Raw genomic sequence first — 13163 nt, forward strand, 5'->3', positions numbered from 1 at the left:
CCCGTGCCGCCATTCCACCCAACTTGCGCGCCCGCCACACGATGAAAACCTTTTCCCTGCGCCCCATCGCGTCTTCCTTGCGAGCCAAAGCACGTTCGTTGACGGCGGCGTGCCCGCCGTCGCGCCCACTGCGGCCCGCCATTGCGCGCTGGAATGCCGCCACCGCCACGGCCTTTGCCGCTGCGTCGGTGGTGCTGCTGCCGCCTGCGGCCCATGCCGGCGGACGGCCGCTGACGGTGGACGATGCAGGCATCAACGCGCCAGGCGAGGGCGAGGTGGAAGCATGGTGGGAAGGCACACGGCGCAGCCGTGGCATGTTCGTTATCGCACCTTCCTACACCGCAGCGGCGCTGCCGGGCCTGGAGCTGGATGCGGCGCTAGCACGCGATCGCGACGGCCGCTCCACGATGCAGGGTGCATCGGTCAAATGGCTGTGGACGCTGCAGCCCGAAGGCGAAGGCTGCAATGCCGCCAGCAGCGCCGGTGTGACGCGGCTGCGCCACGACGGGAGCGCCCGCACCGGCGTGCTGAACCTTATCGGCACCTGCATGGCCAGCTGGGGGGCTGCGCACGGCAATCTGGGCATGGCTCGGGCGCCGCATGACAAGTGGCAACCCACCTGGGGCCTGGCCCTGGAAGGTGCGGCGGGCTTGCTGGGCGAAAGCCAGGTGACACCGATGATCGAGACGTTCGGCATGCGGCATGGGCCCACCACGGTCCAGACAGGCCTGCGGTGGGCCTGGTCTGCTCACTGGCACGTGGATGGCACCATCGGCCGGCGCCGGGGCGACACCGTGCTGAGCGTGGGCCTGCGCCGAGGGTTTTGAGGCGCAGTGCTGGCGGGGCACCGGCGGGCGCCGGAGCGGCCGGCAGGGCCTGTTCTGTGCGAACAAGGCCCGCCGCATCCTGCAGGTCAGTCGTCGCGAGCGGCCTTGGCCTGGTCAGGAAAGTCCGAGAACACCCCGTCCACGCCCAGGCGGAAGAAGCGGCGGTACTCTTCCTTGGCGTCGCCCTTGTAGTCGGACGTAAGCCGCTTGGCTTCGCTGCGGAACGTGTACGGGTGCACGAAAAGGCCGGCGTCGTGCGCGTTGGCCAGCACGCGGGTCGGCTCCATCAGCACACGGTCGCGTTCGTCGATCAGGCCGTCGCCGTTCAGGTCGTCGGGCTTGCCGTCGCGGTTGTCGTCCAGCTGGCGTGACGGGATCAGGTACGGCTTCCAGGGGCCGATGCCGTCCGCATAGGTCTTCACTTCCTTCAGGCCATCTGCCGTGAGCAGACTGGCAAAGGTGCGCCGGTCGCCCGCCACCGCGAAGTCGTAGGGCTTGTCGTAGGGCGCGGTCAGGTCGATGCTGCCATCGGCGTTGACGTCGTTCGCATCCACCAGTTGCACCAGCCGCACCTGGCTCTTGGTGCGCAGGTACTTCAGATTGGCGACCTCGAACGACTGCACGATGACCGGCGAGGTCTTGGCTGTGTAGCCGTACTGCGAGAGCGTGGTGAGCAGGCGGTCTTCCAGCGGCAGACCGAGGTTTACGTGGTAAGTAGGGTGCTTGGTTTCGATGTACACGCCCACGCTGCGGTTCAGGCGCTGGCCTTCGGTGCGGGCCAGATCAAGCACCTCGACCAGGGTAGGAATCTGAAAGCGGCCGTTGAACGACTGATCGCGCTCGGGCAGTGGCTGGATGGCGCGCAGCGTCTTGATTTCGGCCAGCGTGAAGTCCGATGCGAACCAGCCTTCCTCGGTGACGCCGTCGACCACCTTCTTGGTCTTGCGGCTAGCGAATTCTGGTCGGGTGGACACATCGGTGGTGCCGGTGATGTTCGGCTCGTGGCGGGCGACGAGCACGCCGTCTTTGGTGGCCACCAAATCGGGCTCGATGAAGTCCACACCCATCTCGATGGCGCGGCGGTAGCCTTCCAGCGTGTGGTCGGGCAAGTAGCCGGCGGCGCCGCGGTGGCCGATCACCAGGGCCTTGCTGCCGTCGAGCGTGGGAGGGTTGTCGTCGCCGCCACAGGCGACCAGCAGCGATCCCGCCATCACCGCTGCCAGGCTGGTCTTTACCATCGTTGGAAACCGCATTGAGTCACCTCTTTCTCTATCAGGAAGGAATGTTGTGTGTGTTGTAGCCCTGTGCACTGTGCTGCGGTTTGATGACAGGCACAAGTCTGGGAAGCACCAAATCAGCGCTAGCAACGCACCAAGAAAGGCCCATCCACTGCGTTTTGATGCAGGAGAAAATCCCTCAATTGGTGCATAACATCATGCCGCTTGCTCATAATGTTGCGGCCAGCGCAGAGCGCCCGCTGCACCAAAAAAGTGCCTCATCCTCTTCCATCCTTTTCTCCAGACAGAAAGCGCTCTCCATGTCACATGAGTCCGTCGGCCAGTTTCTCGAACAGGTTGCGCAACGCAATCCCGGCCAGCCCGAATTCCTGCAGGCCGTCACCGAGGTCATGGAGAGCCTTTGGCCTTTCATCGCGCAGCACCCACGCTATGCGGAACACGGCCTGCTGGAGCGGCTGGTGGAGCCGGAGCGCACGGTGCTCTTTCGCGTCTGCTGGACGGACGACCATGGCCGGGTGCAGGTCAACCGCGGCTATCGCATCCAGCACAGCATGGCGATCGGCCCGTACAAGGGCGGGCTGCGCTTTCACCCGTCGGTGAACCTGTCGGTGCTGAAATTCCTGGCGTTCGAGCAGACCTTCAAGAACGCGTTGACCACGCTGCCCATGGGCGGTGGCAAGGGCGGCGCCGATTTCGACCCCAAGGGCAAGAGCCAGGGCGAGGTGATGCGCTTTTGCCAGGCCTTCGCGTCGGAGCTGTACCGCCACGTGGGCGCGGACACCGATGTGCCCGCGGGCGACATGGGCGTGGGCGGCCGCGAGGTGGGCTTCATCGCGGGCATGGTCAAGAAGCTGACCAACCGTGCCGACTGCGTGTTCACCGGCAAGGGCCTGTCGTTCGGCGGCTCGCTGGTGCGGCCGGAAGCGACCGGCTATGGCACGGTGTATTTCGCCGAGGAAATGCTGAAGACGCGCGGGCGCTCCATCGACGGACTGCGCGTGTCGGTTTCTGGCTCGGGCAACGTGGCGCAGTACGCGGTCGAGAAGGCCATGCAGCTGGGCGCCAAGGTGGTCACGGTGTCGGACTCCAGCGGCACGGTGATCGACGAAGACGGCTTCACTCCTGAAAAATTGGCCATCTTGATGGACGTGAAGAACCACCGCTATGGACGCGTCAACGACTACGCCCAGCAGACCGGCGCGCGCTTCGAAGCCGGCGTGAGCCCCTGGCATGTGCCGGTGGACGTCGCCCTGCCCTGCGCCACGCAGAACGAGCTGGCTTTGGAAGACGCCCGCACGCTCATCCAGAACGGCGTGGTCTGCGTGGCCGAAGGCGCCAACATGCCATCGACCATCGAGGCCGCCAAGGCCTTTGAGTCGGCAGGCGTGCTGTACGCGCCGGGCAAGGCCAGCAATGCGGGCGGCGTGGCCACATCGGGCCTGGAGATGAGCCAGAACGCGGCCCGCCTGTCGTGGCCCCGTGAAGAAGTGGACGCGCGCCTGCTGCAGATCATGCAGGGCATTCACGCGGCCTGCCTGCAGTACGGCAAGCAAGCCGACGGCAGCGTGAGCTATGTGGATGGCGCCAACATTGCGGGCTTTGTGAAGGTGGCGGACGCCATGCTGGCGCAAGGCGTAATTTAAGTAAAATCGGCCTCTAGCGCTTATCCATTAAGCGCTAGTAGCTACAAAAATAGGAGCATCTTTTATATTGAAGGGATCTCCGTCCCCTGCGACGTTTGCAGAGCCGGCAAGCCAGCAGCCGCCCAACAATCAGGTACTTTGACCATGCAATGCCCCTGGTGCTCCAGAAAAATCGGTTACCTGCAACTGGGGCGATACAGCTTCAAGTGCCCTTACTGTCACGGCAGGGCCTCTTATGCATTTGAGTTTGGCAAGGTGCTGCCCGGCTGGGTGATCGGCAGTGTGGCGACATGGCTGGCTCCAACACCCAGCGGGCCCATCGTGCTGGCCCTCGGGTTCGCCATACCGCTGTATATCGGCATGTATTTGAAGAAGTCGCACTGAATTGAACGGCGAACGTTGAACGGCGAACGGTTTGCCCGCGCCTGCGCGTGGCCTGCCGCTGATGTGCCTGTCAGTCCGGCAGCACCCACGTGTCGCGCCAGGGCACACCCGGCAATGGCTCGTAATGCGCCACGACGAACGCACGGCGCGGCTGCATCGCCTGGTGCGCCAGCGCTTGCTGCAGGTAGAGGATGGACGGTTTGTCCAGGCCCGCGATGGGCTCGTCGAACAGGGTCAGCTCGGCCCCGCTCGCCAGTCCTGCCGCCAGCAGCACCTTGCGCTGCGTGCCGGTGGACAGCTGGAACATGGGCTTGTGCAGATGGGGCGTCAAACCGAAGCCCTGCACCTGCTGCTGCAGTGCGTCTGCATCCCATTGCGGATAGCGCTGCAGCAACTGCTCAAACCACTGCGCCGGGCTGAGCGCATCCAGGCCGGCAGAGCGCGGCTCCATCCAATACACGCGGGAAGAGCGGGCCGCATCCGACGCCTGCAATGGCTGGCCCATCAGCAGCGCCGAGCCCGACTGGGCCGGCAACGCGCCGGCCAACAGGCGCAGCAGCGTGGTCTTACCCGCGCCATCACCACCGAGCACCAAAGACATGCCCGGCTTGATGCGCGCGCTCCAGCCCTGCAGCAGCGGGCGCCCCGGGTAGGCAAAGGTCCAGCCATCCACCTGCAAGATGGTGGGTTCGGTCTGCTTCATCAGTCTCTCCGGTCGGTTCATTCACAAGCTCCAGGCCATGGCAGTGCCGCAGAATGGCGGCATCGTGTCACATCACTGTCTTACCACTGCCTCATGCCTGCCCTGCACTACCTCGAATTTGACTACAGCGAAGACGCGGAAGGCACCGGCACGTGGGATGCCATTGCCAGCGTGACCGCTGCGCGCCTGCCGCCTTTGCAGGACGAGATCTTGCAGGTGCTGGCATGGGCCACGGCAGAGTTTCCCGAACAGCGCGGGCCCATCGAAGACGGTGGCACCTGGGACTACGACCTGCATAGCGAACCCGATAACGCGCCATTGCAGACGCTGCACTATGACGCTGCGATGCGCCAGTTGCTGCCCGCTGTGACGGCCCGAGAAGGCTCTCGCCACACGCTCACGCTGTCGCTCAGCGGGACTGCAGAGTTTGGCGAGGCGCTGAGCGTCGCGTTCGGCCTGGAATGAACGTGGCGCGCGAAAACACCAGCTCAGCACCGGCGCGAGGCGCGCCACGCTCCTTGATGGGGCTGCTCCCGTTTCTCAAGCCCTACACGGGACGCATCGCTTTGGCCGGCTTCTTCCTGGTGATGGCGGCGCTGGCCACTCTGGCCTTTCCGTGGGCGCTGCGCGAGTTGATCGATGGCGGCCTGATCGGCGCAGACAAGGCCACGCAGGCCATGGCGTTGCGTGGGCACTTCGGCGTGCTATTTGCCGTGGCGACCGCGCTGGGCATTTTTTCCGCAGCGCGCTTTTACATGGTCAGCTGGCTGGGCGAACGCGTGACGGCGGACTTGCGCAATGCGGTGTATGCCCACGTGCTGCAGCAAAGCCCTGAATTCTTCGAGACCACCCAAACGGGCGAGGTGCTTTCGCGGCTGACGGTGGACACCACGCTGGTGCAGACCGTCGTCGGCTCGTCGCTGTCGATGGGCTTGCGCAACGCGGTGCTGGGGCTGGGCGCACTCGGCATGCTCGTGTGGACCAATCCCTATGTGATGGTGCTGGTTTTTGTGGCCATTGCCGTCGTGGTGCTGCCAACGCTCTGGATCGGCCGCAAGGTGCGCAGGCTCTCACGCGCCAGCCAGGACCGGGTCGCAGATGCCAGCGCCATCGCTGCCGAGGTGCTAAACGCCATTCCGGTGGTGCAGAGCTTCACCGCCGAGCCGCGCGAGGCAAGGCGGTTCGAGGCTGCCACCGAAACGGCGTTTCGGGCCGCGGCCCGGCGCAGCAGCGCACGTGCTGCGCTGGTCGCATTCATCATCATTGCCAACGCGGCACTGCTGCTATGGGGCTTGCACCAAGGCACGCAGGCGGTCATCGCGGGCACCATGTCCGCCGGCCACCTGGGCCAGACAGTCGTCTACGTGATGTTTCTGGCCGGAGCTGTGGCGGTGCTGGGCGAGGTGTACGGCGATCTGCTGCGTGCCGCGGGCGCCACCGAGCGGCTGATGGAACTGCTTGCCACCACCTCGTCGATCACGTCTCCGCAGGTCGAGGCGCATGGTGCCGCCATGCCGGGCGGATGGGCAACGGGCGCGGGCCCGGGCCCGGGCCCGGGCTCGGGCTCGAACGCTGGCTCGCAGGATGAGGTGGCGCTGGCGTTCGAGAACGTCCACTTCTCGTACCCGTCCCGGCCGGGCGTGGCAGCGCTGCAGTCGTTCAGTCTGTCGCTGAAGGTTGGCGAGACGGTCGCGCTGGTGGGAGCGAGCGGGGCCGGCAAAAGCACCGTATTCCATCTGTTGCAACGCTTCTTCGATGTAGGCGGCAGCACGGGCGATAACGGGCGCGTCACGCTGCGCGGGGTGGATGTGCGCAAATTGCCGCTGGACACCTTACGCACCCACATCGGCATCGTTCCGCAGGACGCTGTCATCTTCTCCAACTCGGCGCGCGAGAACATCCGCTATGGCCGGCCGCAAGCCAGCGATGCCGAAGTGGAGGACGCCGCCCGCGCAGCCTTCGCCCACGGGTTTATCGAAGCTTTGCCCGAAGGCTATGACACTTTTCTGGGCGAGCGTGGGGTGCGCCTTTCCGGCGGTCAGCGGCAACGCATGGCGATTGCCCGCGCACTGTTGAAAGACGCGCCGGTGTTGCTGCTGGACGAAGCCACCAGCGCGCTGGACGCCGAGAGCGAGCGCGTGGTGCAAGCCGCGCTGGACGCAGCCATGCACCGGCATGCCGGGCGTCGCACCACACTGGTCATCGCGCATCGATTGGCGACGGTGCAGAACGTGGATCGCATCGTCGTGCTCGACCATGGCCGTATCGTCGAGGAGGGCCGGCACGAGGAGTTGGTTCGCCACGGCGGTGTTTACGCGCGGCTGGCTGCACTGCAGTTTGCAGGCGACTGGACGAAGACCGATTGACGCGCGCCAGAGCACGGGTCTGTTGAATTACTGCAGGGTTTCTTTGGCCGCGACCGGCAGGGCCAATGGGATGACTGGAACGCCCTCTTCCAGCAATTGCAACGCTTCTTCCCGTGTGGCTTTGTCACGTATCGGGCGCTCGGCAGTCTCGCCGTGGTGCATCCGCAGGGCTTCGTCAGCAAAACGCGCACCCACGTCTTCGGTGCGTGCAACGATCTCGCGCGACATCTGCAGCCAAGCGGCCTGCATGGCATGGGGAATTACGGGAGCGCGAGACGTTGACGGGCTTTGAGCAGGTGCCAACGCAGCGGCATCCGAACGCGTGGACGTATCAGCTGCTGGTTGCGCGCCGAGATTGAGCCGTGGCGCGCTCAAGCCCTTGCGCACCTGGCTGCTGCCGCAAAGCGGGCACTGCACCAAGCCGCGCTGCAGCTGGGATTGGTAGTCGTCCTCCGACCCGAACCAGCCCTCAAAACCATGCTCGTGTTCGCAGAAAAGATCGAGAACCTTCATGGCCGGCCGCTGAGCTCAAGACTGTGCATCGATTTCGAGGACCAGGAGCCGCGGCAGCGCCGACAACTCAGCCACGCCGCCGCAGCAGATAGCGATAGACAAAGCCAGGGAATGCCAGGGTCACGAAAAGCGTGGCCGTGATGGCGTAGAACTCCCAGCCCTGTGGCGCGATCTGGCCTGCCCGCCGCTCCAGCAGCAGAGCCAGCCCCCCCACCACGAAGTACAGGACCGCCATTTCAGCCAGCCTGCCACCCAGCGGCTTGCCAGCTGAAGAACGCGGTCCTACGACTAACCACCGTTGGCTCAAGAACGGCAGGTTAGCGGCAACCAACGCTGCGACGATCACCAACCAGACAGCACCTGTTTGAGACATGAGACCTGCTTTAGCGGGCAGCGAGGATGGGCTGCGCCTGCTTCGGGACTCAGGTCGCCAAGGCGCGCACGACGGCGTCTGCACACAGCGCCATCAGGCCGCCAGGCAGCAGGCCCAGCACGACGATGAGCGCACCATTGAGCGTCAACACCACACGTACATCCAGCGGTGCCGACACACGCGTCACCGTCAAAGGCGCATCGAAGTACATCACCTTGACTACACGCAGGTAGTAGAAGGCGCCGATCAACGACATCATCACGGCGAACACCGCCAGCGCGATGTAGAGCGTCTGGCCGGAAGCCACCAGCGCCTGAAGCACGGCGAGCTTGGCGTAGAAACCCACCAATGGAGGCAGGCCAGCGAAGGAAAACAGGCAGACGGCCATGATGCCGGCATAGAGCGGGCTGCGCTGGTTCAAACCCGACAGATCGGACACTTCTTCACTCTCGAAGCCTTCACGTGCCAGCAGCAAAATCACGCCAAATGCCGCCAACGTGGTCAGCACATAGGTCACCACGTAGAACATGGCAGAGCTGTAGGCGTTCTCGACGGCCGTTGCATCCACATTGCCGTTGATCACGCCGGACAACAAGCCCAGCAACACGAAGCCCATCTGCGAAATGGTCGAGTAAGCCAGCATGCGCTTGAGGTTGGTCTGCATGATGGCAGCGAGGTTACCGACCAGCAGCGATCCAATGGCCAGCACCGCGAGCATCTGCTGCCAGTCGATGGCCAGGGGCAGCAAACCGTCCACCAGCAGGCGGATGGTGATGGCGAAGGCAGCCAGCTTAGGCGCGCCGCCGATCATCAGCGTCACGGCAGTAGGTGCACCTTGATAAACGTCTGGCACCCACATGTGGAACGGAACGGCTCCGAGCTTGAACCCCAGGCCCGCGACGATGAACACCAGGCCAAACACCAGCACCTGGTGACGGATCTGCCCCGAGTTCACAGCTTTGAACACCTGGCCGATATCGAGCGAACCGGTCGCGCCGTAGAGCATCGACATACCGTAGAGCAGGAAACCGCTGGCCATCGCGCCCAGCACGAAGTACTTCATCGCGGCTTCGGTCGCGGTGGTGTGATCACGGCGCAGCGCCACCAGCGCATAGCTGGACAGCGTGAGCAACTCGAGCCCCAGGTAGATCACCAGGAAGTTGTTGCCCGAGATCATGACGAAGATGCCCAGCAGCATGAACATCGACAGCGTGAACAGTTCGCCGCCGCGCAGCATGTCGCGGTCGGCGGCATAGGGGCGCCCGTACACCAGGGTGATCATCATGGCGATGGTGGCGAAGCACTTCAGCCAGTTGCCCATGGCGTCGCTGACCACCATGTTGCCGAAGCCGTAGAACGTATTGCCACCTGTGGCATACAGCGCTTGCAGCGCAGCAACTACCGCCAGGGTAAGCAAGGTGAGCACATAAGTACCCGTGCGGCGCGCACTGGAGACGCTCAGGTCGACCAGCGCGATCACGCAGGCCATGACCAGAAGCACGATCTCAGGGTAGATCGCCAGCCAGCTGATGTTGTCAATCATCTCGTCTCTCTCGGTTCAGTCTGGTGGTTCAGTTGAGCTTGGACAGGGCCACGTGCTTGAGCAGCTGCGCCACGGAAACGTCCATTACGTCGGTGAAGGGTCGGGGATAGATCCCCATGTAGAGCACCGCAATTGCCAGCACCGCCATCACCAGGAATTCGCGGGCGTCAATGTCCTTGAGGTCACGCACGTGATCGTTGGCGACCGGGCCCAGATACACGCGCTTGTACATCCACAGCGTGTAGGCCGCCCCGAAGATCAGTGCCGTGGCCGATGCCAAACCCACCCAGAAGTTGAACTTGACCGCGCCCAGGATCACCATCCACTCGCCCACGAAACCGGCGGTGCCCGGCAGGCCGCAGTTGGCCATGGCGAACAACAGCGCAAAGGCAGCGAACTTGGGCATGGTGTTGACCACGCCACCGTAGGCCGCGATCTCACGCGAGTGCACCCGGTCGTACAGCACGCCGATGGACAGGAACATCGCGCCCGACACAAAACCGTGGGCAATCATCTGCACGATGCCGCCGGACACGCCGAGGTCGTTGAAGATGAAGAAACCCAGCGTGACGAAACCCATGTGCGCGACCGACGAATAGGCCACCAGCTTCTTCATGTCCTTTTGCACCATGGCCACCAAGCCGACGTAGATCACGGCAATCAGCGACAGCGCGATCATGAGCCAGGCCCACTCGCGCGCAGCGTCGGGAGCGATCGGCATGGAAAAACGCAGGAAGCCATAGGCACCCAGCTTCAGCATGATGGCGGCCAGCACGGCGGAACCACCAGTGGGCGCTTCAACGTGAACGTCGGGCAGCCAGGTGTGCACTGGCCACATCGGAACCTTGACGGCAAACGCTGCGAAGAAGGCAAAGAACAGGAAGGTTTGCGCCGTGCGCGTCAACGGCAGCTGGTGCCACGCGGCGATGTCGAAACTGCCACCCGATTGGTTGTACAGGTAGATCAGCGCGATCAGCATCAACAGCGAGCCGAGCAGCGTGTAGAGGAAGAACTTGAACGCTGCATAGATCTTGTTCGGGCCACCCCAGATACCGATGATCAGATACATCGGAATGAGCGTGGCCTCGAAGAACACGTAGAACAGCATGCCGTCCAGCGCGCTGAACACACCGATCATCAGGCCCGACAGAATCAGGAACGCGCCCATGTACTGGTTCACGCGCTCGGTGATGGACTCCCACGACGCGATGATGACGATCACGGTGATGAACGCCGTCAGCGGCACGAACCAGAATGAAATGCCGTCCACGCCCAAGTGGTACTGCACATTGAAGCGCTCGATCCACATGGCCTTTTCGACGAACTGTGCAGCAGCACTGGCGTTGTCGAAGCCGCCATACAGCGGCACGGTGACCGCGAGGCCGATCAGCGAGCCAATGAGGGCCAGCCAGCGCACAGCGCGCGCCTGTTCGTCACGCCCGAAGGCCAGCAGGAGGATACCGAAGGCAATCGGTGTCCAGATCGCAAGACTCAACCAACCCATTTGTTGTTTTCCTTATTTGATGAGCTGCAGGAACGCATCGCCCCAGACGAACCAGGTCATGAGCGCGAAGACGCCCAGGATCATCACAAGCGCGTAATGGAAGATGAAACCTGACTGGAACCAGCGAACCACCGAAGCAATACGACCCACGGCTTTCCACGATCCATTGACCAGCAAGCCATCGATAACGGCCTGGTCGCCGCCCTTCCACAGCCCCGTGCCCAGCGCACGCGCGCCACGGGCGATGACGTTCTCGTTGAACCAGTCCAGGTAGTACTTGTTTTCGAAAAGTACGTAGATAGGCATGAAGATGCGCTTGATCGCAGTCGGCAGCGCAGGGTTGACCATATACATGTAGTACGACGCAGCCACGCCCGCAACAGCCAGCCAGAACGGAGCAGTCTGCAGGCCATGCAGTGCCATGGCCACCGGGCCGTGGAAGATCTCTGCCACTTCAGCCATGGCAGGATGCTTGGCCGCATCTACAAAGATCACGCCCTTGAAGAATTCGCCAAACAGCATGGGCTGGATAGTCAGGAACCCGATGACCACGGAAGGAATGGCCAGCAACACCAGGGGCACCGTCACCACCCAGGGCGACTCGTGCGGCTTGGCATCGTGGTGACCGTGACCGTGGTGATCGTCATGCGCATGGTGGTCATCGTGGTGCGCATCCGGATTCTGGTCGTAGCGTTCCTTGCCATGAAAGACAAGGAAGTACATGCGGAACGAGTAGAACGCCGTGACGAATACACCCGCCAGCACGGCGAAGTGCGCAAAACCGGCCGCTGGCAAGGTGCTGGCGTGCACGGCTTCGATGATGCTGTCCTTGGAGTAGAAACCCGAGAACAGCGGCGTGCCGATCAGCGCGAGCGAGCCCAGCAGCGAGGTGATCCAGGTGATGGGCATGTACTTGCGCACCGCGCCCATCCAGCGGATGTCCTGGTTGTGGTGCATACCCATGATCACAGAGCCGGCACCAAGGAACAGCAGCGCCTTGAAGAATGCGTGCGTCATCAGGTGGAACACGGCCACTGAGTAGGCCGACGCGCCAAGCGCCACGGTCATGTAGCCTAGCTGGGACAGCGTGGAATACGCTACCACGCGCTTGATGTCGTTCTGGATGATGCCGAGGAACCCCATGAACAGCGCCGTGATGGCACCGATGATCAGGATGAAGTTCAAGGCCGTATCGGACAGCTCGAACAAGGGCGACATGCGCGACACCATGAAGATGCCAGCCGTCACCATGGTGGCGGCGTGGATCAGCGCGGAAATGGGCGTCGGGCCTTCCATCGAATCAGGCAGCCAGACGTGCAGAGGAAACTGCGCGGACTTGCCCATGGCGCCGATGAACAGGCAGATGCAGATGACCGTGATCAGCATCCAGTCGGTGCCGGGGAAAGACAGGCCGCCGAGCTCACCCGACTTGGCGAAGATCTCGCCGTAATTGAGCGTGCCGCTGTACGCGGCAATGAGCCCAATGCCCAGAATGAAGCCGAAGTCGCCCACGCGGTTCACCAGGAAGGCCTTCATGTTGGCGAAGATGGCCGTTGGCTTGTTGTACCAGAAGCCGATCAGCAGATACGACACCAGACCCACGGCTTCCCAACCGAAGAACAGCTGCAGCAGGTTGTTGCTCATCACCAGCATGAGCATGGAGAACGTGAACAGCGAGATGTACGAGAAGAAGCGGTTGTAGCCCTCATCTTCTTCCATGTAGCCCATGGTGTAGATGTGCACCATCAGCGACACGAAGGTCACCACTACCATCATCATGGCGGTGAGGCTATCCACCAGGAAGCCGACTTCCATCTTCAGGCCGCCCACCACCATCCAGGTGTAGAGCGTTTCATTGAACCGCGCACCGTCCAGAGCGACGCTCTTGAGCGTCATCGCCGAGAGAATGAACGCAACGAGCACGCCCACGATGGTGAGGGTGTGCGAGAGGCGGCGGCCCATGCGGTTACCGCCGAACGCTGTGCCCAGAATACCGGCCAGCGCGGAGCCCACCAGCGGGGCCATGGGCACCGCCAACAGGGTCGAAGCAGAAAGGGTTTGACTCATTC

The 13163-nt window shown here is 63.2% G+C and carries 12 protein-coding genes; 5 read left to right on the forward strand and 7 right to left on the reverse strand.

The window, feature by feature from the left end; all coding sequences use genetic code 11:
• The first annotated feature begins 41 nt into the window (after nt 1-41).
• Nucleotides 42-827, forward strand: a complete 786-nt coding sequence (locus tag RQI28_RS11370; protein WP_311222711.1) for a hypothetical protein — start codon at nt 42-44, stop codon at nt 825-827.
• Between the two features lie 86 nt (nt 828-913).
• Here RQI28_RS11370 and RQI28_RS11375 read toward each other — a convergent pair whose 3' ends face one another.
• The gene (locus tag RQI28_RS11375) at nt 914-2065 is read right to left on the reverse strand and encodes a glycerophosphodiester phosphodiesterase (protein WP_311222879.1); all 1152 of its coding nucleotides are present in this window, start codon (nt 2063-2065) and stop codon (nt 914-916) included.
• A gap of 299 nt (nt 2066-2364) precedes the next feature.
• On the opposite strand from RQI28_RS11375, the gene gdhA reads away from it, so the two are divergent.
• Nucleotides 2365-3708 (forward strand): NADP-specific glutamate dehydrogenase, encoded by a 1344-nt coding sequence (gene gdhA / locus RQI28_RS11380; RefSeq protein ID WP_311222712.1) that lies wholly within the window; start codon nt 2365-2367, stop codon nt 3706-3708.
• A gap of 144 nt (nt 3709-3852) precedes the next feature.
• Nucleotides 3853-4092 (forward strand): hypothetical protein, encoded by a 240-nt coding sequence (locus tag RQI28_RS11385; protein ID WP_311222713.1) that lies wholly within the window; start codon nt 3853-3855, stop codon nt 4090-4092.
• Between the two features lie 70 nt (nt 4093-4162).
• On the opposite strand, the gene RQI28_RS11390 is transcribed toward RQI28_RS11385, so the two are convergent.
• Nucleotides 4163-4795 (reverse strand): ATP-binding cassette domain-containing protein, encoded by a 633-nt coding sequence (locus RQI28_RS11390; RefSeq protein WP_311222714.1) that lies wholly within the window; start codon nt 4793-4795, stop codon nt 4163-4165.
• Between the two features lie 93 nt (nt 4796-4888).
• On the opposite strand from RQI28_RS11390, the gene RQI28_RS11395 reads away from it, so the two are divergent.
• Both RQI28_RS11395 and RQI28_RS11400 read left to right on the forward strand, forming a co-directional pair.
• Nucleotides 4889-5260 (forward strand): hypothetical protein, encoded by a 372-nt coding sequence (locus tag RQI28_RS11395; protein ID WP_311222715.1) that lies wholly within the window; start codon nt 4889-4891, stop codon nt 5258-5260.
• Nucleotides 5257-7161, forward strand: coding sequence for an ABC transporter transmembrane domain-containing protein (locus tag RQI28_RS11400; protein WP_311222716.1), 1905 nt, complete (start codon nt 5257-5259; stop codon nt 7159-7161). Before RQI28_RS11395 ends, RQI28_RS11400 begins: the two co-directional genes overlap by 4 nt.
• A gap of 27 nt (nt 7162-7188) precedes the next feature.
• Here RQI28_RS11400 and RQI28_RS11405 read toward each other — a convergent pair whose 3' ends face one another.
• The 5 genes from RQI28_RS11405 to nuoL form a co-directional block, all read right to left on the reverse strand.
• Nucleotides 7189-7674 carry a DUF1178 family protein gene (locus tag RQI28_RS11405; RefSeq protein ID WP_311222717.1) on the reverse strand — a complete coding sequence of 162 codons (486 nt, stop codon included), beginning with the start codon at nt 7672-7674 and terminating at the stop codon, nt 7189-7191.
• Between the two features lie 67 nt (nt 7675-7741).
• Nucleotides 7742-8047, reverse strand: coding sequence for a DUF2818 family protein (locus RQI28_RS11410; protein ID WP_311222718.1), 306 nt, complete (start codon nt 8045-8047; stop codon nt 7742-7744).
• A 49-nt stretch (nt 8048-8096) separates the two neighbouring features.
• A complete protein-coding gene (gene nuoN, locus RQI28_RS11415; protein ID WP_311222719.1) occupies nt 8097-9590 on the reverse strand; it encodes an NADH-quinone oxidoreductase subunit NuoN in 1494 nt (497 codons plus the stop codon).
• A gap of 28 nt (nt 9591-9618) precedes the next feature.
• Nucleotides 9619-11094, reverse strand: a complete 1476-nt coding sequence (locus RQI28_RS11420; RefSeq protein WP_311222720.1) for an NADH-quinone oxidoreductase subunit M — start codon at nt 11092-11094, stop codon at nt 9619-9621.
• A gap of 12 nt (nt 11095-11106) precedes the next feature.
• Nucleotides 11107-13161 carry an NADH-quinone oxidoreductase subunit L gene (nuoL, locus tag RQI28_RS11425; protein WP_311222721.1) on the reverse strand — a complete coding sequence of 685 codons (2055 nt, stop codon included), beginning with the start codon at nt 13159-13161 and terminating at the stop codon, nt 11107-11109.
• Between the last annotated feature and the right edge of the window lie 2 nt (nt 13162-13163).

The sequence above is a fragment of the Acidovorax sp. WCS2018Noco2-16 genome (genome assembly GCF_031843945.1).
GTDB lineage: Bacteria > Pseudomonadota > Gammaproteobacteria > Burkholderiales > Burkholderiaceae_C > Paracidovorax.

Bases quoted from the DNA above. Each gene is read 5' to 3' on its own strand.
- RQI28_RS11370 (WP_311222711.1), top strand. From the start codon at position 42: ATGAAAACCTTTTCCCTGCGCCCCATCGCGTCTTCCTTGCGAGCCAAA.
- RQI28_RS11375 (WP_311222879.1), bottom strand. From the start codon at position 2,065: ATGGTAAAGACCAGCCTGGCAGCGGTGATGGCGGGATCGCTGCTGGTC.
- gdhA (WP_311222712.1), top strand. From the start codon at position 2,365: ATGTCACATGAGTCCGTCGGCCAGTTTCTCGAACAGGTTGCGCAACGC.
- RQI28_RS11385 (WP_311222713.1), top strand. From the start codon at position 3,853: ATGCAATGCCCCTGGTGCTCCAGAAAAATCGGTTACCTGCAACTGGGG.
- RQI28_RS11390 (WP_311222714.1), bottom strand. From the start codon at position 4,795: ATGAAGCAGACCGAACCCACCATCTTGCAGGTGGATGGCTGGACCTTT.
- RQI28_RS11395 (WP_311222715.1), top strand. From the start codon at position 4,889: ATGCCTGCCCTGCACTACCTCGAATTTGACTACAGCGAAGACGCGGAA.
- RQI28_RS11400 (WP_311222716.1), top strand. From the start codon at position 5,257: ATGAACGTGGCGCGCGAAAACACCAGCTCAGCACCGGCGCGAGGCGCG.
- RQI28_RS11405 (WP_311222717.1), bottom strand. From the start codon at position 7,674: ATGAAGGTTCTCGATCTTTTCTGCGAACACGAGCATGGTTTTGAGGGC.
- RQI28_RS11410 (WP_311222718.1), bottom strand. From the start codon at position 8,047: ATGTCTCAAACAGGTGCTGTCTGGTTGGTGATCGTCGCAGCGTTGGTT.
- nuoN (WP_311222719.1), bottom strand. From the start codon at position 9,590: ATGATTGACAACATCAGCTGGCTGGCGATCTACCCTGAGATCGTGCTT.
- RQI28_RS11420 (WP_311222720.1), bottom strand. From the start codon at position 11,094: ATGGGTTGGTTGAGTCTTGCGATCTGGACACCGATTGCCTTCGGTATC.
- nuoL (WP_311222721.1), bottom strand. From the start codon at position 13,161: ATGAGTCAAACCCTTTCTGCTTCGACCCTGTTGGCGGTGCCCATGGCC.